At 64.4% G+C, this 25,685-nt stretch carries 22 protein-coding genes; 13 read left to right on the top strand and 9 right to left on the bottom strand.

The window, feature by feature from the left end; all coding sequences use genetic code 11:
- The first annotated feature begins 21 nt into the window (after window positions 1-21).
- The 4 genes from ACPTTC_RS31495 to ACPTTC_RS31480 all read left to right on the top strand — a co-directional run bounded on the left by ACPTTC_RS31495 (window position 22) and on the right by ACPTTC_RS31480 (window position 3,737).
- A complete protein-coding gene (locus tag ACPTTC_RS31495; protein WP_423395312.1) occupies window positions 22-369 on the top strand; it encodes a copper-binding protein in 348 nt (115 codons plus the stop codon).
- Between the two features lie 14 nt (window positions 370-383).
- Window positions 384-764: a copper homeostasis periplasmic binding protein CopC gene (gene copC, locus ACPTTC_RS31490; RefSeq protein WP_423395311.1), complete on the top strand. Its 381-nt coding sequence runs from the start codon at window positions 384-386 to the stop codon at window positions 762-764.
- Window positions 761-1,702 carry a CopD family protein gene (locus ACPTTC_RS31485; protein ID WP_423395310.1) on the top strand — a complete coding sequence of 314 codons (942 nt, stop codon included), beginning with the start codon at window positions 761-763 and terminating at the stop codon, window positions 1,700-1,702. The genes copC and ACPTTC_RS31485 overlap by 4 nt, the downstream gene beginning before the upstream one ends.
- Window positions 1,703-1,922: 220 nt before the next feature.
- Entirely contained in the window at window positions 1,923-3,737 is a 1,815-nt protein-coding gene (locus ACPTTC_RS31480; RefSeq protein WP_423395309.1) for an ExeM/NucH family extracellular endonuclease, read from the top strand.
- Between the two features lie 229 nt (window positions 3,738-3,966).
- Here ACPTTC_RS31480 and ACPTTC_RS31475 read toward each other — a convergent pair whose 3' ends face one another.
- Window positions 3,967-4,215 carry a hypothetical protein gene (locus ACPTTC_RS31475; RefSeq protein WP_423395308.1) on the bottom strand — a complete coding sequence of 83 codons (249 nt, stop codon included), beginning with the start codon at window positions 4,213-4,215 and terminating at the stop codon, window positions 3,967-3,969.
- Window positions 4,216-4,449: 234 nt separating this feature from the next.
- Between ACPTTC_RS31475 and ACPTTC_RS31470 the strand changes: the two genes are divergently transcribed.
- Window positions 4,450-6,294 carry a S10 family serine carboxypeptidase-like protein gene (locus ACPTTC_RS31470; protein ID WP_423395307.1) on the top strand — a complete coding sequence of 615 codons (1,845 nt, stop codon included), beginning with the start codon at window positions 4,450-4,452 and terminating at the stop codon, window positions 6,292-6,294.
- Between the two features lie 53 nt (window positions 6,295-6,347).
- Window positions 6,348-6,779 carry a 2-oxoglutarate dehydrogenase gene (locus ACPTTC_RS31465; RefSeq protein ID WP_175957229.1) on the top strand — a complete coding sequence of 144 codons (432 nt, stop codon included), beginning with the start codon at window positions 6,348-6,350 and terminating at the stop codon, window positions 6,777-6,779.
- 70 nt (window positions 6,780-6,849) lie between these two features.
- On the opposite strand, the gene ACPTTC_RS31460 is transcribed toward ACPTTC_RS31465, so the two are convergent.
- Window positions 6,850-7,860 (bottom strand): GlxA family transcriptional regulator, encoded by a 1,011-nt coding sequence (locus ACPTTC_RS31460; RefSeq protein WP_423395306.1) that lies wholly within the window; start codon window positions 7,858-7,860, stop codon window positions 6,850-6,852.
- Between the two features lie 89 nt (window positions 7,861-7,949).
- Between ACPTTC_RS31460 and ACPTTC_RS31455 the strand changes: the two genes are divergently transcribed.
- Window positions 7,950-9,074, top strand: coding sequence for a DJ-1/PfpI family protein (locus tag ACPTTC_RS31455; protein ID WP_423395305.1), 1,125 nt, complete (start codon window positions 7,950-7,952; stop codon window positions 9,072-9,074).
- 16 nt (window positions 9,075-9,090) lie between these two features.
- Here the strand turns inward: ACPTTC_RS31455 and ACPTTC_RS31450 are convergent, their stop codons facing one another.
- On the bottom strand, window positions 9,091-10,581 hold the full coding sequence (locus tag ACPTTC_RS31450; protein ID WP_423395304.1) for an aminotransferase class V-fold PLP-dependent enzyme: 1,491 nt from the start codon (window positions 10,579-10,581) through the stop codon (window positions 9,091-9,093).
- A gap of 190 nt (window positions 10,582-10,771) precedes the next feature.
- On the opposite strand from ACPTTC_RS31450, the gene ACPTTC_RS31445 reads away from it, so the two are divergent.
- Complete coding sequence (locus ACPTTC_RS31445) at window positions 10,772-11,395, top strand: NIPSNAP family protein (RefSeq protein WP_423395303.1); 624 nt, start codon at window positions 10,772-10,774, stop codon at window positions 11,393-11,395.
- A gap of 192 nt (window positions 11,396-11,587) precedes the next feature.
- Here the strand turns inward: ACPTTC_RS31445 and ACPTTC_RS31440 are convergent, their stop codons facing one another.
- The 6 genes from ACPTTC_RS31440 to ACPTTC_RS31415 form a co-directional block, all read right to left on the bottom strand.
- A complete protein-coding gene (locus tag ACPTTC_RS31440) occupies window positions 11,588-11,788 on the bottom strand; it encodes a hypothetical protein (RefSeq protein ID WP_423395302.1) in 201 nt (66 codons plus the stop codon).
- A 321-nt stretch (window positions 11,789-12,109) separates the two neighbouring features.
- A complete protein-coding gene (locus ACPTTC_RS31435; protein WP_226199021.1) occupies window positions 12,110-12,442 on the bottom strand; it encodes a TrfB-related DNA-binding protein in 333 nt (110 codons plus the stop codon).
- The gene (locus ACPTTC_RS31430; RefSeq protein WP_423395301.1) at window positions 12,443-12,700 is read right to left on the bottom strand and encodes a PAAR domain-containing protein; all 258 of its coding nucleotides are present in this window, start codon (window positions 12,698-12,700) and stop codon (window positions 12,443-12,445) included. It lies immediately after the preceding gene.
- Between the two features lie 70 nt (window positions 12,701-12,770).
- Window positions 12,771-14,105: a virulence factor gene (locus tag ACPTTC_RS31425; RefSeq protein WP_423395300.1), complete on the bottom strand. Its 1,335-nt coding sequence runs from the start codon at window positions 14,103-14,105 to the stop codon at window positions 12,771-12,773.
- Between the two features lie 139 nt (window positions 14,106-14,244).
- The gene (locus ACPTTC_RS31420) at window positions 14,245-16,410 is read right to left on the bottom strand and encodes a T6SS effector phospholipase Tle3 domain-containing protein (protein ID WP_423395746.1); all 2,166 of its coding nucleotides are present in this window, start codon (window positions 16,408-16,410) and stop codon (window positions 14,245-14,247) included.
- A gap of 160 nt (window positions 16,411-16,570) precedes the next feature.
- The gene (locus tag ACPTTC_RS31415; RefSeq protein WP_423395745.1) at window positions 16,571-19,339 is read right to left on the bottom strand and encodes a type VI secretion system Vgr family protein; all 2,769 of its coding nucleotides are present in this window, start codon (window positions 19,337-19,339) and stop codon (window positions 16,571-16,573) included.
- Window positions 19,340-20,182: 843 nt separating this feature from the next.
- Between ACPTTC_RS31415 and ACPTTC_RS31410 the strand changes: the two genes are divergently transcribed.
- The 5 genes from ACPTTC_RS31410 to ACPTTC_RS31390 all read left to right on the top strand — a co-directional run bounded on the left by ACPTTC_RS31410 (window position 20,183) and on the right by ACPTTC_RS31390 (window position 25,683).
- Complete coding sequence (locus ACPTTC_RS31410) at window positions 20,183-21,436, top strand: MFS transporter (protein ID WP_423395299.1); 1,254 nt, start codon at window positions 20,183-20,185, stop codon at window positions 21,434-21,436.
- A 146-nt stretch (window positions 21,437-21,582) separates the two neighbouring features.
- On the top strand, window positions 21,583-22,512 hold the full coding sequence (locus ACPTTC_RS31405) for a LysR substrate-binding domain-containing protein (protein WP_423395298.1): 930 nt from the start codon (window positions 21,583-21,585) through the stop codon (window positions 22,510-22,512).
- 115 nt (window positions 22,513-22,627) lie between these two features.
- The gene (locus ACPTTC_RS31400) at window positions 22,628-23,122 is read left to right on the top strand and encodes a hydroxyquinol 1,2-dioxygenase (protein WP_423395297.1); all 495 of its coding nucleotides are present in this window, start codon (window positions 22,628-22,630) and stop codon (window positions 23,120-23,122) included.
- Between the two features lie 38 nt (window positions 23,123-23,160).
- Window positions 23,161-24,171, top strand: coding sequence for a hydroxyquinol 1,2-dioxygenase (locus ACPTTC_RS31395; protein WP_423395296.1), 1,011 nt, complete (start codon window positions 23,161-23,163; stop codon window positions 24,169-24,171).
- A gap of 45 nt (window positions 24,172-24,216) precedes the next feature.
- Window positions 24,217-25,683, top strand: coding sequence for an aldehyde dehydrogenase family protein (locus ACPTTC_RS31390; protein ID WP_423395295.1), 1,467 nt, complete (start codon window positions 24,217-24,219; stop codon window positions 25,681-25,683).
- Window positions 25,684-25,685 lie beyond the last annotated feature (2 nt).

Below are 25,685 nucleotides of genomic sequence, written 5' to 3'. Positions count from 1 at the left end.
CATTCACTGGGAGTCGACACGATGAAGAAGGGACTGGTTTTGATGGCGACGGGTTGCGCATGGGCGTTTTCCGCTGCGTCGTACGCGGCCGGCGACATGGCCGGCATGGACATGAGCGGCGGTGCGAAGCAGGAAGCCGCGGCGCAACAACGCATGTCGCACGGCGAGATCCGCAAGGTCGATACGACCGCCGGCAAGCTGACGATCAAGCACGGCCCGCTGGAAAACCTCGGGATGGACGCGATGACGATGGTGTTCAAGGTGAAGGACCCGGCGATGTTGTCGCAGGTGAAGGCCGGCGACAGGATCGACTTCGTTGCGCAAGACGTGGACGGTGCGCTGACCGTCGTCGAGCTGAAGAAGCCGTGACGCGGAGCGTGACCATGAAGATAACGAACCTCACGCGACTGGCCGCGATCGTCTCGACCGGTGCGATTCTCGCCGCCGCACCGATCGCGGCCTCGGCGCACGGCAAGCTGGAAAGCGCAGCACCGGCGACAGGAAGCACGGTCGACACCGCGCCCGACACGTTGCGGCTCACCTTCAACGAAGACCTCGAACCGGCGTTCAGCTCGGTGAAGGTATCGGATGCGAACGGCAACGCCGTCACGCAGGAAAAGGCGAAGGTCGATGCGGCGAACCCGCGCGTGATGACCGTCGCGATGCCGAAGCTCGCGCCCGGCGCGTACACGGTGCAGTGGGCGGCGATGACGGCCGATGCGCATCGCACGAAGGGCACCTATACGTTCAGGGTGAAGGGGTGAACGACGGCTTCGTCGGCCTCCTGCGGCTCGTGTCGGTCGCGATCCAGAACGCCGGGTTTGCCGTCATCGTCGGCGCGCTGCTCGGCAGCCACTGGCTCGCGCGCGGCGCGTCGGCGTGGCAGCACGGCATCGGGCGGCGGCTCGTCGCGACGCTGCGCATCGCGTCCGTCATATCGCTGGCCGCGAGCATCACCGCGTTCTGGGCGCATTGCGCGCTGATGAGCGAGGTGTCGTTGCTCGACGTGGGGCCGGCTGTGTGCGCGATGCTCGCGGGCACCGGGTTCGGTCACGCGTGGCTGGCCGGCGCGGTGTTCATGGCGGTGGTCGTGGCGCTGTCGTTTCTCACGCATGCGAACGTCATGCGCTCGCGATTGGCGATATGGGCCGCGCTTACCAGCGTCGCGCTCGCACGAAGCAATGGCGGCCATCCGGTGGATGCCGGGCTGTTCAGCGTGCCGGTATGGATCGACTGGCTGCATCTGCTGGCGATTAGCGCGTGGGTCGGGCTCGTGCTCGTGACGGCATTCAGCGTGATGCCGAGGTTCGCCGCGATGCCCGCGAGCGAACGCACGACAGGCGCGTCGTTCGTGCAGTCGCTTTCCGATGCATCGACCTGCGCATTGATCGTGTTGTTCGCGACCGGCGCGTACAACGGCTGGCGCGGCGTCGATACGCCCGCCAACCTGCTCGCGTCGACGTACGGGCAGATCCTGCTGCTGAAGCTCGCGCTCGTGCTGATCGCGGCGGCACTTGGCGGACACAACCGCTTCTTCGGGATGCCGAATCTGTTGGCGGCGCTGAAAGATCCGGCAGCCTCGATGCCGGTCGGGTTGTTGCAACGATTCGGCACAGTGTTGCGGATTGAGGCAGTGGTGCTCGGCGGCGTGCTGATTGTTGCGGCGGTTCTCGTGTCGAGTGCGCTGCCTGGCACGGTGTAGCGAGACGGCGCGACGCCGCAGTGGAGAGGGCACGCGGGGCAATCGTCACGAGCATGGCTGGATTTCATCAGACGATTTCCCCGCTTTTTCAGGCGTAAGCGCACGGTAGCTGCGATCGCACCACGATAAAAATAGTTACATCTACCTGTCTTTCAATTACCAAAAACTGTCATTGAGCGCCGCTAAGCTTTCGCCACCCTCACAACCGGGATTCCCCGTCATGCGCTCGACAATCCGCCTCATTACTCCGCTATTGCTGCTTCCGACGCTCGCCGCGCCGGTTTTCGCGGCCACCGCCGCGCCCGTCAGCCCGAACTGCGGCGGCAGCGCGACGCCGATCGCCGATATCCAGGGGCCGGGCGCGCCGTCGCCGCTGGCCGGCCAGAACGTGTCGATCGAAGCCGTCGTCACCGCCGATTTCGGCGGCACGGACGGCTTCGGCGGCTTCTTCGTCCAGCAGGCCGACGCGCAGCGCCGCAACCAGCCGGGCGTGTCCGAAGGGCTGTTCGTCTACGCGCCGAAGGTGCGTGCGAAAGCGGGCGACCTCGTGCACGTGACGGGCAAGGTCGAGGAGAAATACGGGCAGACGCAGCTCACGCAGTCGGGCGCGATCGCGGTGTGCGCGAACGGCCAGACGGTCAGGCCCGCGACGCTCACGCTGCCGGTCGACAGCTCGAACGCGTTCGCCGCGTATGAAGGCATGCTCGTGCGCCTGCCGCAGACGCTGAACGTCACGGACAACTACGAACTCGGCCGCTACGGCAGCGTGATGCTCAGCAACGGCCGCCTGCGCACGCCGACGAGCGTCGTGCCGCCCGCGCGGGCGCAGACGCAGATCGATGCGAACGCACGCAATCGCCTGATCCTCGACGACGGGTCGAACAAGCAGAACCCCGCCACGGTGCCGTACCCGGCGCCGGGCCTGTCGGCCGCGAACACGCTGCGTGCGGGCTACACGGTGCGCGACATCGAAGGCGTGCTCGAAGTGCGTTACGGCGCATGGCGCGTGCAGCCGCTGCCGGGCGCCGCCGCGCCGGCGTTCGAAGCGCGCACGAACCAGCGCACTCCCGCACCGGCGCGCGATCCGAAATCGAATCTGCGGGTCGCGTCGTTCAATGTCCTGAACTACTTCAACGGCGACGGTCTCGGCGGCGGCTTCGACGATCCGAACAACCGCGGTGCGAAGAACTTCCAGGAATTCCAGCGCCAGGAAGCGAAAATCGTCAGCGCGCTGAAGGCGATCGACGCCGACGTGATCGGCCTGATGGAAATCCAGAACAACGGCTACGGCGAACTGAGCGCGGTGCGCCAGCTCGCGGCGAAGCTCGGCAACCACTGGCGCGTCGTCGATCCGGGCGTGTCGCGCCTCGGCGGCGATGCGATCACGGTCGCGATGATCTACGACAGCCGCAAGGTCGAGCCGGTCGGCCGTGCGGCCACGCTCGCGATCGACGACAAGAACCGCCAGCCGCTCGCGCAGTCGTTCCGGCTGATCCGTGGCAACAAGCAGTCGCTGACGGTCGCGGTCAACCACCTGAAGTCGAAGAACTGCCCGGACGCCGCGAACGACGATCTCGACCAGGGTGACGGCCAGGGCTGCTGGAACCCGACGCGCACGCGCGCGGCGGCGAAGCTGGCCGACTGGCTCGCCGGCAACCCGACGGGCGTCGCGGGGCAGGGCGTGCTGCTGATCGGCGACTTCAACAGCTACACGTACGAAGACCCGATCCGCACGCTGGAATCGCGCGGTTACCGCAACCTCGTCGCGCGCTGGATCGGCGCGCATGCGTACAGCTACGTGTACAACGGCGAAGCCGGCTATCTCGATCACGCGCTCGCGACGTTGCCGCTCGCGTCGCACGTGAAGGCCGTGCACGAATGGCACATCAACGCGGACGAGCCGGTCGCGCTGCAGTACACGCTCGCGTACAAGTCGGCGGAGCAGCAGAAGACGTTCTACGCGCCGGATGCGTATCGTTCGTCGGATCACGATCCGGTGCTGATCGATATCGCGCTGCCGGGCGGCGGGAAGTGACGGCGGATTGAACGCGGGTGGGGCGCGGTGTGCGGCGAGGCGGCACGCCGCGTTTCATCCCGGCCGCACCGGCCGGCCGGATTGCGGGTAAATAATTCCGCCGAAATTTTCATGAATTGGCGAAATCGGTATTTTATGGATGGCGCGATGCGGATAAATGCATCGTTTGAAAAATTGTTGAAGCGACTCGAATCATCGAATGACGGTCCATGCTTGATGTCGAGCCGAATTAATCGATCGCCGATAATAAAAATGAAAGAATAATTCCGGCGATCTGAAGGCTTTCGAGGCGCGATGCCGGCGCCAGTAAAGGATTGCCGGTCGTGCGATAAAAACCGCCGATTCGGTGGATTATTGTCGATAAAACGTGCAATGCACGAATATTCCCGCTTTCTTTCAATTGCCAGACACTGCCGGCCGTTAGCATCATTGCGGGATTTTTAATATCCGAATGATCTTTGACAACGCGGCGCAGCACCGCCTATTTTTGTGTTGTCGTAAATTTGGGTCATATAAAAGTTGTCCAAACTGCAGGGGGCGTCCGAGCACCATTCTCGCCAGCAGTTTGCTGTGTCTGTATCAAGTTCAGTCTCTTAGAAGTCCAATCCCCAACCGCCGACTGCCGACCGTGCAACGCGAGTGGCGGGTCGGCCTGCGCGTTTCGCAGGCGTTGGCGGCCTTTGTGATGCGGTATCCGAACCAAAGGACAGAGATGAAACCAGACAGGAGCTGTACCGGCAGCCGCCGTGGCCGTCACGGCCGGTTGGCCGGGCTAGGTGCATTGACCGTCATGACCTTGGCGCTCGCGGCGTGCGGCGGCGACGATTCGTCGTCCGTCGGTGCGTCGAGCCTCGCGCAGGCCACCGCCAGCCAGCAGGCCAGCGCGCAACAGGCGGCCGGCCAGACGCCGGCCAACCAGCCGTACGTCGACCCGGTCGCGTATTCGATGAATGCGACCGACGGCCTCGCCCCCGGGCAGGTGTCCGAGAAAACGGCCGTCATGCATTACCAGTGGAAAAACGGCGGCACGACCGTCAACTACACGACGACTACCGGCCACCTGACCGCGCAGGACGCGAACGGCAATGTGGAAGCGTCGATGTCGTATGTCGCCTACACCGCGCCGAGCACGAACGGCAAGCCGCGCCCCGTCACGTTCGTCTATAACGGCGGCCCCGGCTCGTCGTCGATCTGGCTGCGGCTCGGCTCGTTCGCGCCGACCCGCGTGGCCACGCCCGATCCGCTGTTCGGCAACAACTGGCCGAACTATCCGCTCGTCGACAATGCCGAAAGCCTGATCGACACCACCGACCTCGTGTTCATCGACCCGCCCGGCACCGGGCTGTCGGAAGCCGTGTTGCCGAACACCAACCAGAAGTACTGGGGTTCGGATGCGGACGTGAACATCATGCGCGACTTCATCCAGCGCTACCTGAACGTCAACAGCCGCAACACGTCGCCGATCTACCTGTACGGCGAATCGTACGGCACGCCGCGTACCGACATGCTCGCGCTGGCGCTCGAATCGGCCGGCGTGCACCTGACGGGCATCGTGCTGCAGTCGTCGATCCTGAACTACTTCGCGGATGCGGTGGAAGCCGTGGCGATCACGCAGTCGACGGAGGGGCTGCTGCTCGAAACCGATACCGTGGCCGGCTACCTGCCGGGCTATGCGGCGGTCGCGGCGTACTTCAACCAGGTTTCCCCGGCGCCGGTGAACCAGGGGTTGTACGCACTGCAGACGGAACTGTTCACGACGCTGATCTACAACCAGCTGCAGAAGTATTCGCAGTCGTGGGTGTTGAGCCAGCTCGGCATTCCGGATGCGCTCGGCACGCCGGTGTTCCCGAGCGATGCGACGCTCAAGCTGTGGTCGATCCCGTCGAGCCTCACGCAACAGGCGTTGCGCGGCTACTTCAACGCGAATCCGTTCGGCACGAGCCTGCTGCCCGGGACGACGATCGGCCGGTATGACGGACGCGTGTCGTTGCCGAACGCCGATCCGCGGCTGCAGAGCGACGGCGACCCGTCCGACATCCTGATTTCGCAGCCGTTCACGAACGCGCTTGCGACGCAGATGCCGGATTACCTCGGCTACACCGCGCCGAACGCGACGTACCTGCCGCTGAACGACAACATCATCGAGGTCTGGGATTTCTCGCACGACGGCCAGCCGATGCCCGACACGATCCCCGATCTGCTCGGTGCGCTGCAGCTCAACCCGAAGCTTCGCGTGCTCGCGGAGAATGGCTTCCACGATCTCGCGACGCCGTTCTTCAACACCGAGAAGCAACTCGCGCGGCTGCAGACGGTGAAGGGCCTGAATCCGAAGCTGCAGGTGAACTTCTTCCAGGGTGGCCACATGATCTACCTGGACGACGTCGCCCGGCCGCAGATGAAGCGGGACCTGAAGACGTTCTACAAGGGCGCGCGGATTCCGACGGCGCTGACGCTGCACACGCTGCCGCCGCCGTGGCCGGATGAAAACCCGCCGAGCGTACCGACCGGCAGCGTCCCGGGCGCAACCGCCGCGACGACGCTGGCGGCCGCCCCTTGAGCGACCCTGAGCGACGGACTCCTTGTCAAAGGAACCCTCTATTCATCCATTGAATGCGAGTGATCATGTCCCTAATCAATTTGATGCGGCGTATGTCTCCGTTGATCGTCCTCGGTGCCGTGATGAGCAGTGCCTACGCGTTGCCGCCGCAGGCGGTGGCGCCGGTGAAGCTGCCGCACGGCGGGCACGGTGTCGACGGTCCGTTCTTTCCTGCCACGAAAGCGGCGCCGGTGTTGCCGTCGACCGGCGCGACGCTGCAACAGCAGGCGCAGCAGCGTGTCGATGCGCGGCTCGGCGCCAATACGGTGCTGAGCAACGGCGCGGCCGTGACGAAGGCGCAGGCGCAGAGCAACGGCCTCGGTTTCGTGTCGAAGCACTTCGATGAAATCGATACGAAGCACACCGGCCGCGTGACGATGAGCGATGTGCGGCAGTTCATCCAGCAGCGGCAGGTGCAGGCGCAGCAGGAACAGCAGGACGAGTGACGTAGCACGTAGCAGGCAGGGCGGCGGCCGGTGCGGGATGATTCGCACCGGCCGCCGGAAGGTGCACGGCCTATTCCGCCTGCAGCTTGTCGCGTCGCTGTCCGAAGCGTGCGCGATAGTCGCGCGGCGATACGCCGACCTGCTTCGCGAATGCACGCTGCAACGCGTCGACACTGCCGAAGCCCGAGCGTTCGGCGATGCGTTCGAGCGGCCAGTCGGCCCGCTCGAGCAGCGCCTTCGCGCGCTCGATGCGTGCGGCCAGCACGAACTGCGCGGGCGATCGTCCGGTCTCCTTGAGGAAATGACGCGCAAACGTACGTTCGCTCATGTGCATCCGTGCGGCCAGCGCCGCGACGCCGAGATCGCCGGTCGGATCGTCGGCGATCTCGGTGAGCAGCGCGCGCATGCGGGGTGTCGCGTCGGCTAGCGTGCCGAGTCCGACGCTGAATTGCGCTTGCCCGCCGGGACGGTGCAGGAACAGCACGAGTTCGCGCGCGACGGCGACGGCGGTCGGCGCACCGCAGTCCGCCTCGACGAGCGCAAGACACAGGTCGATGCCGGCCGTCACGCCGGCCGACGTATGGAAGGGCGGATCGCTGACGTAGATCGCGTCGGGCTCGACGCAAACGTCAGGGCACAGCGCTTGCAGCGTCGAACACTGGTTCCAGTGCGTGGTCGCTCGCCGGCCGTCCAGCCAACCGCCCGCGGCGAGCACGAACGCGCCGGTGCAGATGCTCGCGATGCGCCGTGTGCCCGCGAGCCGCATACGCAGCCACGGCAGCACGCCGGCGTCGGACGCCGCGTGTCGCAGCGCCGTTTCGCTGCCGCCGGCGACGATGATCGTATCGATCCGCCCGGGCAGTGCCGCGAGCGCGGTCGTGCCGGCGAGCCGCAAGCCCGCGTGCGTGACGATGTCGTCGCCGTCCTGCGACGCGAGCGTCAGCCGATACGGCGTCGCGTGATCCGGCCGGTAGCGGTTCGCGATCGCGAATACCTCCATCGGGCCGGTGATGTCGAGCGACTGGACGCCTTCGAAGCCGATCACGACGATGTCGCGTACCGGTTGCAGGGGCTGGGGCATGGCGGAAAGTGCGGTGGAGTTGTCCTTGTGACCGCGAGCATGATCCTTGTAATTTCCCGGGCATGCAATCGAATGACGCGGGGTGGACGATGCGGGAAAGAGCGGGACGGCGTGCAGGACGCGCGTGGATGGCGCTGCTTGCGTGCATGTTGCTTGGCATGTGGGCATGGCCGGCGGGGACGGCCTGCGCCGCGGCGGCAGGCGCACCGATGCAGACACCGATGCAGACGCTGACGACGGCCGCGCCGAAGGACGGCCGCGCGCGCCCGCTCGTGGCGATCGTGGCGGACAACGCAGGCACTGAGACGACCGATTTCGTCGTCCCTTACTCGATCCTGAAGGCGTCCGGCGCGGTGGATGTCGTCGCCGTGTCGACGGATGCGGGGGCCGTCGAACTGATGCCCGCGCTGCGCATGCTGGCCGACGCGACCTTCGAACGGTTCGATGCCGCAACGCCGGCGGGAGCCGACGTGGTGATCGTGCCCGCGCTGCACCGCGCGGACAGCCCGGCCGTACTGGCATGGCTGCGCAAGCAGGCCGCCGGCGGCGCGACGATGGTCGCGATCTGCGATGGCGCGGAGGTGCTCGCGAACGCGGGCCTGCTGCGCCATCGTGCCGCGACGTCTCACTGGTATTCGCGCGACGGCCTGCGCCGCCGCTTTGCCGATACGACCTGGGTCGACGATCGCCGCTATGTGATGGACGGCAACGTGATGACGACGAGCGGCGTGTCGGCGTCGCTGCCTGCGTCGCTTGCCTTGCTGAGCGCGCTGGCCGGGCCCGAGGCAGCGCGCGAGACCGCGCGGAGCATTGGTGTGCAGGCCTGGAGCGATCATCACGACGGAAGCCGGTTCGCGCTGAGCGCGCGCACGACGCTCTCTGCGCTGGCGAATCGAGTGGCGTTCTGGCGGCACGAGACATTCGATCTGCCGGTCGAGCGCGGCTTCGACGAACTGCCCGTGGCGCTGACGGCCGATGCGTGGGCGCGGACATGGCGCGGCGATGTCGTCTTGACGGCAGACGCGCACGAGGTCGTGTCGAAGCACGGGCTGCGGCTACTGACGCAGCCGGCGGGCGTCGGGCACGCGCCCATCGTCATTCCGGAAGGGCGGCGCGGCGATGCGGTGCTGCCCGGCGTGCTCGAGGACATCGCATCACGCTACGGTGGCGCGACGTCCGATTGGGTGGCGTTGCTGCTGGAGTATCCGCGTTAGCGGCGCCGTGCCGGGTTCAGGCCGAGGCCAGCGCCGTACGTCGGGCGCACAGGCGATTCCACAGCATGCCGGAGCGGCTGCCGCTGCGGCAGTACGCGAGCACCGGCTTCGGCAGCGTGTCGACCAGTTCACCGAATGCATCGATCTCGGTGTCGCCGATGCGGTCGCGCTCGACCGGCAGGTAGCGCGCTTCGAGGCCCAGTTCGCGGGCCGCCGCGGCGATGTCGTCGAACGCCGGATGGTCGTCGCCTTCGCCGTCCGGCCGGTTGCAGATCACCGAGCGGAAGCCGGCGTTGCGGATCGCCTTCAGGTCGGCCGGCGTGATCTGCCGTGAAGCGGAGAACCCGTTCGCCGCCGTCGCGCGACACTGTTCGATCGCGTGGCGGAAACAGGCGATCGCGAAGTCGACGTCCTGCTCCGTCGTGAAGCGGCCGAAGCTCACGCGCACGGTGCGGCCTGCCGCTTCCGCATCGAGGCCGATCGCGGTCAGCACGTGGGACGGTGCGCCGCTGGTCGAGTTGCAGGCGGACGTCGACGATACGGCGAGCGCGTCGCCGAGCATGAACGGGAAGAAGCCCGGCGCATTCACCGTCAGGCTCAGCGTGTGCGGGATGCGGCGCGCGCCGGCCGCGTTCTGCGTGACGTCGCCGAGCTTGAACAGCGCGTCCGTCAGGCGGGCGCCGAGCGCCGCGATCCGGGCGGCTTCACCGTCGAGCTTTTCCGCGGCCAGTTCGCATGCCACGCCCATGCCGACGATCTGGTGGGTGGCGAGCGTGCCCGAGCGCAAGCCGCGCTCATGCCCGCCGCCATGAATCTGAGGGGCGATCCGGTTCGCGATGTCGCGGCGTACGAACAGCGCGCCGATGCCCTTCGGGCCGTACACCTTGTGCGCGGACATCGACAGCATGTCGATGTCGAGCGCACGCACGTCGATCGGCGTCTTGCCGAGCGCCTGCGCGGCGTCGACGTGGAGCAGCGCGCCTGCGTCATGCACGATGCGCGAGATTGCGCCAATATCGGTCAGCGTGCCGAGCTCGTTGTTCACGAGCATCAGCGACACGAGGCCCGTGTCGGGGCCGATCGCGGCAGCCACTGCGTCGGCGGTGATCTCGCCGTCGCGCGTGGGCGTCAGGAACGTGACCGACGCGCCATGCTTCGACAGGTTCGCCATCGTGTCGAGAATGGCCTTGTGCTCGATGCGGCTCGTGATCAGGTGGCGCTTGCCGGTCGCGTGTTCCGCATAGCCCTTCAGCGCGAGGTTGTTCGATTCGGTGGCGCCCGAGGTCCAGACGATCTCGTCGGCATCCGCGCCGATCAGCGCGGCGACTTGCGCGCGTGCCTGCTCGACCTTGTCTTTCGCGAGCCGGCCGGCGGCATGCGAGCTCGATGCGGGGTTGCCGAAGATGCCGTCGAAGCCGAGGCAGGCCGTCATCGCGTCGATCACGCGCGGATCGGCGGGTGTCGTGGCGGCGTAATCGAGGTAGTGCAGCGTGGTGGTGTCGCTCATGTCCTTCTCATGCTCGTTTCTTTCGGAATGGGAGAAATGATACGGGGGACAGAAGGGAAAAAGGATCCAAAGTGGGCTGTCGATTCAGCTTGATATGGAATAACGTTTTATCCGATTGTGGATTGGGGGAATTTATTTTTCTTGTGGCTGGCGGGTGCGATTTGCGTGTCCGCAGCCCATTTTGCGAGGGATGGTCGAGATGCAGTATGAACTGACGACGTTGTCGTGTTTGCTGCTGGCGCAGGATGCCGTTTCCGCCGGTGCGCATCGATGGGTATCGGATCCGGGGGCTGGGGGGCGTCTCCTCGGCGCATGGCGTTCGGAAATCGGCGAGTTGGGGCAGATCGTCGTGTTGCGAGGCTTCGACGATGTCGGCGAACTGCAGCAGGAGCGCCGTCGTGCGTTGATGAGCGGCGGGCCGTTCAATATCGACGGTGACGACGTCGGTCTCGACATGGAAACCTACGAACTGTTTCCGTTCCTGCCCGCGATCGAGCCGTCGACACTCGGCAGGTTCTACGAACTTCGCCGCTATTGGCTCAAGCCGGCCGGGATCGCGCCGACGATCGCCGCGTGGGAGCAGGCCGTCGGCCCGGCCGAAGCCTATACGTCGCATCTCGTCGCGAACATGTACGCGACGGATGGCCCGCCTCGCATTGCTCATATCTGGGGGTTCTCGAGCCTGGAGGAGCGCATGGCATTGCGGGCGCGCCACTATGCCGAAGGGCTTTGGCCACCCAAGGGCGGACCGCAGCAGATCGAGCGGGCTACTTCGACGATTTGCCTGCCGGAAGCGTGGTCTCCGCTGCGTTGAATTTTCAATGAATCGCCGATGAGGCCGCCCCGCCCCGTGCTGCCGAGGGCAGCACGATGCGAAGGCAACTGGCCGTATCAACCACCCCGAAGCGGCTGGCTTGCCGCGCATCGCGGCGAGGCTGCGGCAAGCGCCGGATGGCGGCGCCGGCACGCCGACACGAAACGCGATCGGCAGTGCCGCGAGCAGCATTCAGGGCTGCGCAGAGGACGCCGCGTGCGGAGCGCGCACGGCATCCATGCCCTTGATCAGGGCAGCAATGCGCCGTTCGATGTCGTCATATTGGCGTGCGATCTGGGTTGCGTCGGGATCGCGAATGCCGACGTCTCGTGTCGAGGAGAACGCCGTTCCGTGCACGGATTCGTACTGGATATCGATAGCGATATCGTTCATGGTCAGCAACTTGAGCAAGATGGGCAAGCATGGAGGTGACGCCTTATCCGACAAGGCCAGACGCGGTACGATCTCGCCGGCTTTCAACGGGGCGTCGGGGCGCGGCCAGCCGGTACTGAAGCATCCCGTGGCACCGATACCTGCATCGGACTGGACGCGCGACCAGATACGGGACCGAGACCAGCGTATTTTCGGGTTCCGATCGTCACGGTCATACCCTTGATGATGGCCGGTCCCAGCCCTGCATTTGAAAGATGGATGCCGCGCCTGTTTTCGGCGTCGTCGAAGTGCTGTGTTGCCACTATGCGGGGCGGGAATCGATCAGATCGCCGTATCTTGTTCATTCTGGTTCGCCAATCGATATGCATCTCGCACCCATGCCTGGAGTGCGGGCTCATATCTGGCCGGGATCGTGATCGTGAGGGTGGTGAGGCGCGTGCAGCTTCCCGGTAGCTCCAGATACCGCTGCCACACCTTCCGTACAAGCTGCGACATCGCGGAACACGTCATGCCGACTTCCGCCGCCACAGCCCGTTGTGATCGACCCTTGACGAAAATCTCGTGCAGGGCCCACTGGTTCAAGGGCTTGATTCGTGTATTTTGCATGCGCAACAGGCGGAACTGTTCGGCAGTCATGCGTCGGGTCTTTTGCATTCAAACTCGCCCGGAAGTGTGAAGTGAAGAAATCAAGGTCGCGCCGCATGAAGTCTTGTGACCATCGAAGGCAGAGTCGCGACCTTCGACCTTGAATGCCGTGTCGCCTTCGGCAATCGTGCAGGTACCGTGAATCGGACACGAACACACGTCGCCTATGCGGGCGACCGAGCGCCCCATCACCTTGCTCGTTTCGGCTCCGGATTCGACCCGGCCGCCGTGGGTATGTACGTCGCCGACCCGGATAATTCCTCGCATATGACTCATCCCCTGAATGATTGGCGCGGAGCTCGCGTTCGCACGCGACGTGCCGTCGCGTCGGTTCGCATCACCATGAATAGCCCTGCATGCCGTAATCGGTATCGTGCCGGCGGCCCCACCACGGCAGGTAGGCATTGTTGCCACCGCGCGCGCGGAACCAATCCTTGTCGGGATCGATCGGCGTGAGTTTCGACGGTGGCATGACGACAACCGCGACGGGATGTTCGGGGTCGGTCGTGCCGGCGATCAGGGCGTTGCCGCCGAAGTGGTTGATTCGGCCGATTGCCAGCGCGACGTCGGTCAATGCGCTGCCGGTGCCCATGTCGCCGAGTCGGGCAGCGGTGTTGAATGTCTGCTTTCGGTGGTCGTATTCAGGAAGAGTTTCCGTCAACGTCTGTGCGAGCGCGGCAACGCGTGACGACGCTGCATCGCTGCCTGCGCCTGCGTCGTGGACGATGTAACTCAGGTTCGCGACCGCGACGCCGGCATTGCGTGCCGCCTGGTCGATGGTTGCCTTCCATGCCTGGACGGCGCGCGTCGTGCCGACCTTCGGCGAAAACTCTTGCGTGTTGCCCGTTGCGGCTTTGCCGATCCAGGCGAGCGGTTCGCGCTGCGTGTTGAAGTTCGGGCCGGCGAGGAATAGCACGACGAGGTTCTCGTTGATCTGCGCGTCGGTGGGCGGGAAGCTTGGCGCGTCCCAGTTTATTGCCCATACGGTCTTGTCGGGGTTCGCCTGCAAATAGTCCAGTGCCTTGTTCAGCGACGTAAAGCCAGCGTTCGCGCCGCCTTGCGTGATTTGCACATCAGGGGGCGTGTCGCGGCTCCACATTTCTCGGAAATGCGGGTTGCCGATCAAAAACGTCTTTCGAATCGAATCGCGCAAGTAGCTTTGCGAGTCGCCAACTTCGAGTCGATTCGGAATGGCCAGTTCAACACGAATGCCCGCGAGTTCGCGCCAGTCCGCTTTATCGCTGGGGTTCACCGTGTAGAAGTATTTGGGGTTGGACGCATAGCGTGAGCTAAGCAGCAGAGGGAATTTGTACATGTACTTGCAATAGAAGCCTCTAAACGTTTCCTTGCCTCTGTTGCCATATGCGATACCCGCTACGGGCTGCAAGCTCGTAAAGGACTTCGGGTCGGTGCGAACCATATCGTCATTCTTGTTTGGAACAGAGAGTTCTTGTGCCCACAACAATTGCCATTCGGTCGGGTAGTCCATGCGTTGCAACGGATTCAACCACATCAGGCCAACAACCTGCGCGACGAATGGCTTCGCCGGTTCTTCTGCGGCTTGCGCGGTATGCTCTCGGACGGGCACGGCTTGTGCTGGACGCATCAGGGCGGTGGTGAACAGAAACACCATGAGTACAGCGAGACCGGGTACTACAACGAATCGTTTCATCCAATCTCCTATTTCCAAATGTGCCGGATCGGGTTGTTCGACGTGCGTCATCAGCGAGGCCATGAGCACGGTGGTGATCAGCCATGTCGAAACGGCGACGGCGGCACGTCTCGACCGTGTGGCGATTAGCGTCTTCAAATCACCCCCCGACCTTCAGATAGAACTCACCTTCACGTTCGTCCACAATCGCGTCGGGTATTTTTCCCTCGCTTTTCTCCGCATGTACCCACTCCTGCATCGGTAAATCGTCGAGTTGACCACGCGAGAAGTAGTCGACGTACTTCTTGTTCGGATGATCTAAGGGAATCCCGTCCCCCATCCGCCAATCGGCCTCAATTCTCAAGTCATAGAGTTGATCGGGAGTCAGGTAGCACAGCCCCACCGCAACGTCATACGCAAGCGCCTTTTCGGCATGTTCCGGATTCGTCATCGTCGTGGAATGATTCGTCGGGCTGTTGGTCGCCCCGCGATCGAGCCAGTCGACAATCTGCTTGTCGCGCCATTCCTTGTAACCCTCCGGCATGGCGCTCTTGCCGTCCTCGCCGATCACATGGCCGTCGCTATCGAGCCATTCGGTGTTCAGCGTTCGACGTGCCTCCATCCGCATCAACGCGCGATCCTCGTAGCGTTGCGCGGCTTCGGTATCTGCCGTACCTTGCGCGACGCTATCCTGGCTCTTCGGCTGGTACTGGTCGTACGGATCATTGGCCCGCTTGTCCGCATCGGCCTTGTTCGCTTCGCGCCATGCGGCCGGCGGATCGTTGCCTTCGTTGAAGTCGCTCACCGCGTCGCCGTCCTTCGTTTCGACTTCCTTGCCGAACCGCAATGCCTTCGGCGGGAACGGTTCGTCAAGTGCCGGGGCGTCCGCCACGATGGTCCATCCCTTCGGCGGATCGGCGTTCACGCGGAACATATTCAAGGCCGAACTGATCCCGGTCATCACGAACATGAGCGGCGCGGTTGCAAGCGTGGCCGCCACCCCGAACACGGATTCGTTTCCTTTGAGCGCACCGATGAGATTGAACCTGGCCGGCGGAGAAGGCGGATACCAGAATCCCGACGTCTTTCCCTTCTGGACACGCCGCCAGTCATCCTCCCAATACCGATAGGGTGTCTGCACGCCGACGGGGAAGCCGGAGGCGAAGACGCGCTGCGTCAGCACGCCGGGGACACTGATATCGTGCAGCTCGTTCTTGTCGATGCCGCGCCAGCCGATGCCTTGAACCGTGACCGCTGAAATCACCTGGTCGTGCGGGCAGCAATACGCGGTGACGCGACCATACGTCGATTCGTTCAGGCCATGGCGAACCCGATCCTCTTGTGCCGCATACGACCTCTTGCTGGTCGGCGACACCCGTTCGTTGGCCATGTCTTCATCGATCTTGTCGGCGGAGCGTTCGTAGGCTTTTCGAGTGCGGATGATCGACAGAAACTTGCCGAACGTTTTCGTGCGCGCGGCGTAGGTCTGCCGTCCGCGACGGCCCTCGCCGTCCTTGGTCGCGCGTTGCGACCAGGTATCCATGAACGTATCGGATGGATTCGGACCGTCTGCACGCGCAAGGCTGTACGGCGCGTTCGCCAGCACGTAGGCGTCCGCCACGCAATGTCCGTTGCGCCCCCACGGATCTTCGACATCGGGCAGCGCATCGCCGAAGAATGCCGCCGTCAGGCCCACGATGTTGCCCTGGCTATGGCACACGACGGTAATCGGTACGTCGGCCTGCATGCGGCGAATCGACTCGATCAACTTCGCAAGGCGCAACGCCGCGAGCACGCCATACGCGCGGGGCGGCGCGCGATACAGCGGCCGGTTGGTCGGATTGATGCCCTGCACAGTGATCCACCCGGCCGCCCGGTCGTCGAGTCCGCCGTGCCAGAGATCGGGCAGGCTCGCACAGCCGTTCGTGAACGGACCGCCGCCCCAATAGTCCTTTTCGTTCAGGAAAATCTTGTCGCCGTACTCTTTCAGTTCCTCGGCGGTCGCGCGATAGCCCCATCGGAAATGAATGACGGGCGAGAAGGAAGAATCAGATTGGATGTAATTGCCGGACCAAAGCTTCGGATTCAGGAACCCGTCAGGCGTCACGCTTTCCGTGTACTTCGCCGGCACCAACTGCCCGGCATCGATGCCGCGATACTTCAACTGATCGTCCAGCCGCCCGAGCCGGCGGTTCAGGCCGTCGCACAGCCCCCGCTCGGCGGCCTCGAACCATTCGCCTTCGGAGTTCACGCCATGTACGAAGATGACGATACCGGGCAACGGCAGTTGCTTGATACAGATTAGCCGCGTGCCTTTCGTCCACATCGCGACCCCTTCGCTCCGGCCGACGACGATCTGCGGTGATTCCGGGCGCGGCGTAGCCGCGTCGGGCACGTCGGTCTTCGCGGCATGCTCGTCGGGGGGGAAATCCGCAGCCGGCCGAGGATTGGGAGATGAATCAGTCATCCGGACTCCCATGCTTGCGTTAGACATTTTTCTTGGTGAACTGGACCGCCAGCCTCTCGAATCGGTCGGTATCGATCGCCGGCAGTTCCCCGGCCATGTCGGTCGTCAGATCCGACAGTGTTCCCGATGCCTTTCGAATCTGTCCTTCGAACCCAGGTGCCGCGTTACCGTCCGTTGGGCGGATCAGCTTCGGGACGCGGCCGAGCGTACGTTGATCGAAGGTCGGCAGGTCGACGCTCATGCTTGCGGGGCCGTCCCATGCATGACCGTCCGATTTCACGGTGAACTTGCCGGGGCATCCCAGTTCGATATCGCGACCATGCAGCTTGAGATATGCGCCGCCGGACGTGACGAATACGACTTCGTCGCTTGCCGTGCCGGCAAGCTTGCCGTCGGCCGCAGTCAACTGGATGTTTTTGCCGGACTCGATTTGCGTGTCGTCGTTCTGCGATTGAATGGCCACTTTCCCTTGATTCGCGATTACCGACACGCCGTCCCCATGTGCGAACATCGCGACGCCACTGCCGCCATGCAGATTGATGGTCTCGCCGCTGGAGAGCTGCACGTGTTGCCGAGCAACCTGATCGATGTTTTCGCCCGCGTACGTCACATGTGTTTTGGGAGTGACGCTCAGCGATCCGTCCTGCGCGCCGAACGCGATCAGTGCGGACGCGTCGCCGGGTGTGCCGGACGCTGCGTCGCCAGGTGTCCAGTTGCGGAACGCCTCGGCGAGCGTCGTCTGCCCGGTGGTATCGACGGCGTGCCCGCCATGCTGGCCGGCATAATCGCCGAGCGACTCGAACAACTCGGTGCACTGGTCGAGCAAGCGGATCAGTTCATCGCGATCGAGCTGACCACCGGTCGCGCGTGTGCGCGCGTAGGTCGACAACAGGATGCCCTGGGCGGCGCGCAACGCCGCGGCGGCGTCGGTGCGCAGTTCCGCGCCTTCACCCCGGTCGCGCCCTTGACCATCATGACGGGGCTGCGTCAGATAGCCGAGATTCAATTGGGTGTGCGCGTGTTCGCTTGCCAACTGCGCCGAAATTTGTGACGGCGTATCGTCCAGACGAAGCTGGTTATACCGATGGCCCTTGATTTCCTTGGTCTTGATTCCGGACAAGTAGCGGTTGCCGGGTAGCGAGCCGGTATCGCTGAAGGTTGTGGGCGGGTTCGCGCCGTTGCTCAGGATTCCGATGATCACCAAACGGTCCGGGTCGCCCGACAGGCTGCCCAGCAAAACCTCCATGCCGACCCGAGGCAGGAAAAGCGCGCCGAAGTATTTCCCCGCCAGACTTGTTCCGACGCGAATCGGCGCACTGTCGCCCGCCAGGCCGGTCGTTCCGGCGCCTTGCGCGTGGGCGTGATCGACCGGGTCGTAGCCGTGAATCTGCACGCGCACGCGGCCGGCCGCATCGCAAAACACTTCCTCTCCCTGTGTGCAGACGATCGTGCCGGTGAGCAGGTGGGCCGGCGGCACATCGATTCCCGGATCGTAGGAAGGCTTGAGCGGCACGCCGCGTTGCACGCACGTGAAACTGTTCTCATAGCGCGTGTCCATCCGTTCCGATGCATCGGCTGGCGCCGGCGAAACGATTTGCATCAGGTGACGGCTTGCCGCGAACAGCCCGTTCACGCGACCTGCCAGGAACTTCGGCAGGTTGTTCCAGATATCGTGCCGAACCGACGTGACGACAAACTGGCGATGATCGGCGGGCTTCATATCCAGCTCGGGATCGCCGGTCAACGTGAACCAGTGACCGACCGGCATGTCGCGCACGCTGCTGATGCCTTCGTGGCGTATGGCTTCGAACTGATGCGCGAGCATCCGGTCGCGCGTGATGCGATCGTGATCGCTCCACGAATCGCCGACGTGCGGAATGTCGATTGCGACGTCGGTCAGCAGGTGCGCAAGGTCGTTCCCCGACTCGCCCTGATCGATACCGGTGACGGTCGCGGATTCGTCTACACGGGCTTTCTTGTAATCCCACGACGGACGGCTGACTTTGCCGGACGACAGACTTTGGCAGTATGCAAAGAGCGTCACCGTGTCGCGTTGTTCGACTCCCGCATCGCGCGGATGGACGCGGAGGGTGCCGGCCGGCGCTTCCGTCAGCCGATATGGATCATCGCAAAACTGGAGTGTGTGCATCGGGCGTTCGTCGCGCATGCCGCTCGCCCCGCCGATCGGTCCCGCCTTCGCAAATACCGTGATGCCTTCTCGACGCAACAGACGCCGGATGAAGCGCGCGTCGGATTCGTTGACCTGCCGTGTCAGTTCGCGCGCCGGATAGCGTTCGGCATGCAATGCCGACAGGTCGAAATCGAATGCCTGCGCGAGGGCGGGGCTGCGCTGTTTCCACTCATTCATCAGCGTCGCCAGAATTTCGATCACGCTGCACGATCGGAACATGCGGGCGTTCGTGCGACGGTCCATCAGCGACAGGGCGTCGCACACGTGCAATTGATACACGGTCAGTTCACCGTCGGATTGACCGGCCCGCACGTCGCGCACGATCGCATTGATCGCTCGTACGCCACCCCGATCGGTCGTCAGCCGGACCGACACGGGTAGACCGAGAAACAGCGCAGGCGACAGATGAGCGTGCGTGGACACGCAGGTCAGTTGCCCGTCGATCCCCGATATCAACCCTTCGCGAATATCGGCGTGTTGGAGCGTCAGCAGATGGCCGACCGTGCGTTGCGCCAGCCCGAAATAGAGATCGACAGGCCGCTTGTTACCGCCAATCAGACCGGACGCAAACTTTCGGAATGTACTTTCTATCGACATCACCGCAATCTCGTTATTTTCGTTCTCAATTCGGACTGGTTCGAATTGGGGTTTCAGGTAAATAAAAAGAAGGTTATGGAAAATTCGCGGTGAAGAATATCAAACTTGTTTGCCATGAGAAATGGTTTGATATTTAGAGATGGCTTTTATATTTTGAGGAGACTGTATGTGACATTCTTTGCAAGGTGCGGGAATTTGTATTTGGTAATGGGTTTAAATATTTTGGATAAGAATTTATCGGTGTGACGGGGTGAGGTAATTTATTTTTCGTCGAAATAAATTGAATGGAATGTGTAAAAAATGAGATTCATCCCATGTCTGGACGAGCTGCGTCGCATGGCGGTGTCGGAAAGTGAGGCGAACAGGATTGCGCTGGTGCTCGTCCGGTGCATCTTGGTTTGCCCCTGTTTGCTTCGCCTCCCGCTACCCGGCGAGCGGCTTCTTCTTGCATGGTTCGCGAAGGCTTTGCGTGATCGTGAGCGGGCATGGCGTGAATGGCGCCTCGCATGGATGCCCCGATGTCCATGAGGGAATTCCCCGGTGACGCATGCGCGAGCGTCACTTCGACGCCGCGCCCGTTCGCTTCGCGCTTTCCCGTCGCCCCTTTCTGGCACCGCCCCCGATTATTTGCGTTTCGCGAATGGCGCGTTCGCCGGTTGCTCCATACCCGATTGGCGGCCGTGCCTCTATCGTGGTGACACCGGCCGATCGAACGCTGCGTGTCGAACCCGAACGGCGGCCGGCACTTCCTCGCGATTCGCGTCGCACACACAAGACATCGGACCTGGCTCATGCGCAGGCGCCGCGGCGCGCGCAGGCGAAGCCGTGTCCACGGAGACGGACATGAAAGCAAACGAGTGGGATACCTCATACGAGTGGAAGGCGGTCACGCTGCTGGCGCTCGGCTTCGGGCTGGTCGGCCTCGACCGCTGGCTGATCGCGCCGCTGTTCCCTTCGATCATGAAGGACCTCAACCTGAACGCGCAGGACGTCGGCAACTGCATCGGCGTGCTCGGCCTGTCGTGGGGCATCTTCGCGGCGCTGATGGGCGGCATCTCCGACAAGATCGGCCGCCGGAAGGTGCTGATTCCGGCCATCGTCGCGTTCTCGCTGCTGTCGGGCTTCTCGGGGCTCGCGGGCGGCCTGCTCGGGCTGATCGCGATTCGCGGCCTGATGGGCGTCGCGGAGGGCTCGTTCTGCCCGACGAGCTTTGCCGCGACGGCCGACGCGTCGCATCCGCGGCGGCGCGGGCTGAACCTCGGCCTGCAGCAAAGCGGTTTCGCGCTGTTCGGGCTCGCGCTGTCGCCGATCATCGCGACGCAGCTGCTCGGGTTCGTGTCGTGGCGCTGGGTCTTTGCGCTCGTCGCCGTTCCCGGCCTGATCCTCGGCGCGATCATGTTCTTCGTGATCCGCGAGCCGAAGGTCACGAAGGCCGTCGCGTCGGAGCATGCGCCGGCGTCGCTCGGCCATGTGCTCAGGAGCCGCAACATCCTCGTGGCGATGGCCGCATTGTGCTGCGCGATGACGGGCGTATTCGTGCTCGGCGCGCTGCTGCCGCTGTACCTGACCGGTTACCTGGCGCTCGGCACGCAGAAGATGGGCCTCGTCGTGTCGGCGATCGGCTTCGGCGGTTTTCTCGGGCAGTTCGGGTTGCCAGGGCTGTCCGACCTGGTCGGCCGCCGTCTCGCCAGCATCGTCGGCTTCGCGGGGACGGCCGTGATGCTCTACCTCTTCCGTGGCCTCGGCCCGCAGCCGCTCGCGCTGTTCGGGGTCCTGTTCGTCGCGTCGTTCTTCACGCTCGGGCTGGTGTCGCTGCTGTCCGGCCCCGTGGCGACCGAGGCTGCGCCCGTCGGGCTCGTGTCGACGTCGATCGGCGTGGTGGTCGGTGTCGGCGAGATTTTCGGCGGCGGCATCGCGCCGGCGATGGGCGGCTACGTCGCCGCACACTTTGGCATCCAGAACATTCTGTGGCTGCCGATGGTCGCGGTGCTGCTGGGCATCGCGGTCAGCCTGCTGCTGAAGGAAACCGCGCCGGCCGTGCTGCAGCGCCGCGCGGCCGTGCAGCCGGCGCTGGCGGCGGGCGAGCAGCAGCGTTAAGGCCCGCGCGCGACGGTCGGCGCAGGCATGGGCCGGCGCCGCCGCCGATTGACATCGATTGCGTGACACAGTGACGCCTTTCGCATGACCCAGCCCGTGATCCGCACGGGTAGACTGCCGGTTTCGCTGTCGAAAAAGGGCGCGGTATGGACCGGTTTCTGAGCATCGAGGCATTCGTCAGGGTGGCGGAGGCGAGCAGCTTCGCCGAGGCGGCGCGGCAGCTTGGCGTGACCAGCTCCGTCGTGACGAATCGCATCCAGCAGCTCGAGAAGTTCGTCAACGCGCCGCTGTTTCATCGCAGCACGCGCCACGTGCGCCTGTCCGAAGTGGGCGAGGCGTTCTATCGCGAGTGCGCGGAGGTGGTGGGGCGCGTCAACGAGCTGACGGACCAGATGCGCGAGCTTCGCGCGACACCGACCGGGCGGCTGCGTATCCAGATGCTGCCCGGTTTCGCGCTCGATCACTTCGGTGCGCCGCTGATGGCATTCAACCGGCGCTACCCGGGCATCCAGCTCGACGTCATCGTCAATGACCGGGTCGTGGACCCGGTCGAAGAAGGGTTCGACATCGCGTTCCAGATCTTTCCGCCCATTTCCGAATCGCTGATCGAACGGCGGCTATTCACCGTCAGGCGCCTCTTTTGCGCGTCGCCCGCGTACCTCGACGCGCATGGTGCGCCACAACATCCGCGCGACCTCCTGCACCACACCACTGCGCTGTATTCGGGCTATCCGTCGCGCAACCGCTGGACGATGACGTGCGGCGACGAGGTCGTCGAAATGGAGTTGCCCGGCATGATCCGCTCGAACTCCGTGCACCTGCTGCGCGAGTACGCGCTGTCCGGCGGCGGTGTCGTGTGCCTGCCGACGCTCGTGGCGAGCGAAGCGCTCGTCGCCGGCCGGCTGGTGCCCATCCTCACCGACTTCCAGCTCGCGCCGCTGAGCTTTGCCGCGGTGTATCCCGCCACGCAGCGACAGGCGCTGAAGGTGAAGGCGCTGGTCGAATTCCTCGCGGAAACCATCGGCGACGAACCCCCGTGGGATCTTCCCCTTCTGGCGCGTGGCTGGGTGCGTTGAACCACGCCGATTATTCGCGAAACGCAAATGCCGTAGTCGCCGTCCCGTGCCTTGTTGCGGGGGTTCCTTGCCCCTAGAGTTGAATCCAACAAGCGGTTCAACTCAGGAGACAGCAATGACCGACACGGCATTCCATACCGTCTTTGGCTCGCTCGACAGCTACCGGAAGGGCGAGATCGAAATCACGAGCGGCAGCGCTCAACACTACGCGTTCTCGAATGTCTTCGAGGTCGCATCGAAGTCGGCCCCTTACGAAAAGGTCGTCGCCGGCAAGAACCTCGAATACGTGATCGAAGTGCTGCGCACCGACGGCCAGTCGCCGTGGTTCGCCTGCGCGCACGACGAGTTCGTGATCCAGATGGATGGCGAAGTCCGGATCGATTTCATCAAGCTCGATACGCCGCCGGCATCGGGGCGCGGAACCGTGAGCGCCGGCACGCAACCGGCCGGCCGCAAGATGGGCTACGTCGTATTGCGCCAGGGCCATCAGGCGCTGCTGCCGGCCGGCTGCGCATACCGCTTCACCGCGAGCCGGCCGGGCGTCGCGCTCGTGCAGACCGTCCTGGGCGAGCTGTCGGTGGAGAAGTGGGCCGACATCTGCCTGCACTGATTCGTCCGACCTCATTCGACTATTCCAGGAGACACGTTATGGCCACCCTCGACCCCTCCGTGGGCTTTGCCGCCGATCTGGTGCGATCGACCGAAGCCGATGCCGTCACCGGCTATCGCGGCTTCCAGCTCGGCGCGTTCGAGTTCCAGCGCGACGAATATTTCGTGAAGATCAGCTGGCCCGCGAAAGGCCGGACGCGCACGCATGCGATGCCGGCGGACGCGTTCCTGCGCGCGATGATGCGCGACGTGGCGTGGGGCTTCTTCTACGGCTGGGTGAACTTCGACCACGTGTTCGGCACGCGCAATCACTACGGCAAGGTGGACATGTATGCGGGCACCTTCAACGGCATCCTGAAGGACGCCGGGGTCGACTACACCGAGACCTTCGACACGCCCACGATCATGGCGACCTTCAAGGCGATGCTGCACGACTGGACGAACGAGGGCTTCGACCCGTTCGCGGCGCCCGAGGAAACCGGTACGGCGTTCGGACGCAAGCACGGTGACAACGGCTCGGCGATCGAGCGCACGCGGATCGCGACGCGCCGCATGCCGGGCCTCGAAGGCGATTCGCCGCTGCGCGACGACCTGCCGGTCAACCGCGCGTTCCTCGACGTCGCGCAGGACGAACCGGAAGTGCACGTCGAGCCGGGCTTCGAAGGCGAGCTGCACGCGTTCAACCTGTTCAAGTACCTGTCGCGCTCGGACGTGACGTGGAATCCGTCGGTCACGTCGGTGTGCGGGCGCAGCCTGTTCTGCCCGACCACCGAGGAATTCATCCTGCCGGTGTTCCATGGCAACGACCGCGTCGAATGGTTTCTGCAGTTGTCCGACGAAATCGTATGGGACATCGGCGACAAGAACACCGGCGCGCCGCGCGCACGCGTGACGATGCGCGCCGGCGACATCTGCGCGATGCCCGCCGACATCCGGCACCAGGGCTATTCCACGAAGCGCTCGATGCTGCTGGTCTGGGAAAACGCGACGCCGGACCTGCCGCAACGCTACGAGAGCGGCGAGCTCGCGCCGTATCCGATCGCGTTCTGAGCGGCGCTGCAGTTTCCGCTTCAAGCCCTACACCGAGGACGATTCATGCAAACCCAACTCTTCATCGACGGACGCTTCGTTGACGCTGTCGACCGCGGCACGATCGACGTGCTGAATCCGCACGACGGCGCCGTCATCACGAAGATCGCCGCGGCCACCGCGGCGGATGTCGACCTGGCCGTCGAAGCCGCGACCCGCGCGTTCCCGAAATGGTCGGCGCTGCCGGCCGCCGAGCGCGGCCGCTTGCTGCTGCGCCTGGCCGATGCGATCGAGGCCAACGCGGAGGAGCTGGCGCAGCTCGAATCGCTGGACACCGGCCACCCGATTCGCGATTCGCGTTCGCTCGACGTGCCGCGCACGGCGGCCTGCTTCCGTTACTTCGGCGGTATGGCCGACAAGCTGCAGGGCTCGGTGATTCCCGTCGAAACCGGCTTTCTGAACTACGTGCAGCGCGCGCCGATCGGTGTCGTCGGCCAGATCGTGCCGTGGAATTTTCCGCTGATGTTTACGAGCTGGAAGATGGGCCCGGCGCTCGCCGCGGGCAACACGGTGGTGCTCAAGCCGTCGGAAATCACGCCGCTGTCGACGCTGCGCATCGTCGAGCTGATGGCCGAGGTCGGGTTCCCTGCGGGTGTCGTCAATATCGTCCCCGGCTACGGGCATACGGCGGGGCAGCGGCTCGCCGAACATCCGGGCGTCGGCAAGATCGCGTTCACGGGATCGACGGCCACCGGCCGCCGGATCGTCGAAGCGTCGCAAGGCAACCTGAAGCGCGTGCAACTCGAACTGGGCGGCAAGGGCGCCAACATCGTGTTCGACGATGCCGACCTCGACGCGGCCATCAACGGCGCCGCGTGGGCGATCTTCCACAACCAGGGGCAAGCGTGCATCGCCGGCTCGCGTCTCGTGCTGCACGAACGCATCGCGGATGCGTTCCTCGAGCGCTTCGTCGCGCTCGCGTCGTCGATCCGCATCGGCAACCCGCTCGATGCGAACACCGAGATGGGGCCGCTCACCTCGAAGCAGCACCTCGAGCGCGTGCTGTCGTTCGTCGATGTCGCGCGCGAGCAGGGCGGTCGCGTGCTCACCGGCGGCAGCGCGCCGCAGGATCCGGCGCTTGCCGACGGCTACTACGTGCGCCCGACGGTCATCGAGGCAAGGAGCGCCGCCGACCGCGTTGCGCAGGAGGAAGTGTTCGGACCGTTCGTCACGGTGCTGCGCTTCGGCAGCGACGACGAAGCACTGGCCATTGCGAACGCAACCGAATACGGGCTGGGCAGCGGCCTGTGGACGAAGGATATTTCCCGCGCACACAAGATGGCGTCGCGGATCGACGCGGGCATGTGCTGGATCAACTGCTACAAGCGCGTCAATCCGGGTAGCCCGTTCGGTGGCGTCGGCAAGTCGGGCTACGGCCGCGAGATGGGCTTCGAGGCGATGCACGACTACACCGAAGCGCGGTCGGTGTGGGTCAACGTCGACGGCAACGTGCCGCCGCACTTCAAGCGCTGAGG

It is taken from the genome of Burkholderia mycopellens (assembly GCF_964265025.1).
Taxonomy (GTDB): domain Bacteria; phylum Pseudomonadota; class Gammaproteobacteria; order Burkholderiales; family Burkholderiaceae; genus Burkholderia.
This window is presented reverse-complemented; position numbering and strand designations above follow the sequence as displayed.

Coding starts and splice junctions, on each gene's coding strand:
- ACPTTC_RS31495 (WP_423395312.1), top strand. CDS start 22: ATGAAGAAGGGACTGGTTTTGATGGCGACGGGTTGCGCATGGGCGTTT.
- copC (WP_423395311.1), top strand. CDS start 384: ATGAAGATAACGAACCTCACGCGACTGGCCGCGATCGTCTCGACCGGT.
- ACPTTC_RS31480 (WP_423395309.1), top strand. CDS start 1,923: ATGCGCTCGACAATCCGCCTCATTACTCCGCTATTGCTGCTTCCGACG.
- ACPTTC_RS31470 (WP_423395307.1), top strand. CDS start 4,450: ATGAAACCAGACAGGAGCTGTACCGGCAGCCGCCGTGGCCGTCACGGC.
- ACPTTC_RS31465 (WP_175957229.1), top strand. CDS start 6,348: ATGCGAGTGATCATGTCCCTAATCAATTTGATGCGGCGTATGTCTCCG.
- ACPTTC_RS31460 (WP_423395306.1), bottom strand. CDS start 7,860: ATGCCCCAGCCCCTGCAACCGGTACGCGACATCGTCGTGATCGGCTTC.
- ACPTTC_RS31455 (WP_423395305.1), top strand. CDS start 7,950: ATGCGGGAAAGAGCGGGACGGCGTGCAGGACGCGCGTGGATGGCGCTG.
- ACPTTC_RS31450 (WP_423395304.1), bottom strand. CDS start 10,581: ATGAGCGACACCACCACGCTGCACTACCTCGATTACGCCGCCACGACA.
- ACPTTC_RS31445 (WP_423395303.1), top strand. CDS start 10,772: ATGGTCGAGATGCAGTATGAACTGACGACGTTGTCGTGTTTGCTGCTG.
- ACPTTC_RS31440 (WP_423395302.1), bottom strand. CDS start 11,788: ATGAACGATATCGCTATCGATATCCAGTACGAATCCGTGCACGGAACG.
- ACPTTC_RS31435 (WP_226199021.1), bottom strand. CDS start 12,442: ATGCAAAAGACCCGACGCATGACTGCCGAACAGTTCCGCCTGTTGCGC.
- ACPTTC_RS31430 (WP_423395301.1), bottom strand. CDS start 12,700: ATGCGAGGAATTATCCGGGTCGGCGACGTACATACCCACGGCGGCCGG.
- ACPTTC_RS31425 (WP_423395300.1), bottom strand. CDS start 14,105: ATGAAACGATTCGTTGTAGTACCCGGTCTCGCTGTACTCATGGTGTTT.
- ACPTTC_RS31420 (WP_423395746.1), bottom strand. CDS start 16,410: ATGTGGACGAAAGGCACGCGGCTAATCTGTATCAAGCAACTGCCGTTG.
- ACPTTC_RS31415 (WP_423395745.1), bottom strand. CDS start 19,339: ATGTCGATAGAAAGTACATTCCGAAAGTTTGCGTCCGGTCTGATTGGC.
- ACPTTC_RS31410 (WP_423395299.1), top strand. CDS start 20,183: ATGAAAGCAAACGAGTGGGATACCTCATACGAGTGGAAGGCGGTCACG.
- ACPTTC_RS31405 (WP_423395298.1), top strand. CDS start 21,583: ATGGACCGGTTTCTGAGCATCGAGGCATTCGTCAGGGTGGCGGAGGCG.
- ACPTTC_RS31400 (WP_423395297.1), top strand. CDS start 22,628: ATGACCGACACGGCATTCCATACCGTCTTTGGCTCGCTCGACAGCTAC.
- ACPTTC_RS31395 (WP_423395296.1), top strand. CDS start 23,161: ATGGCCACCCTCGACCCCTCCGTGGGCTTTGCCGCCGATCTGGTGCGA.
- ACPTTC_RS31390 (WP_423395295.1), top strand. CDS start 24,217: ATGCAAACCCAACTCTTCATCGACGGACGCTTCGTTGACGCTGTCGAC.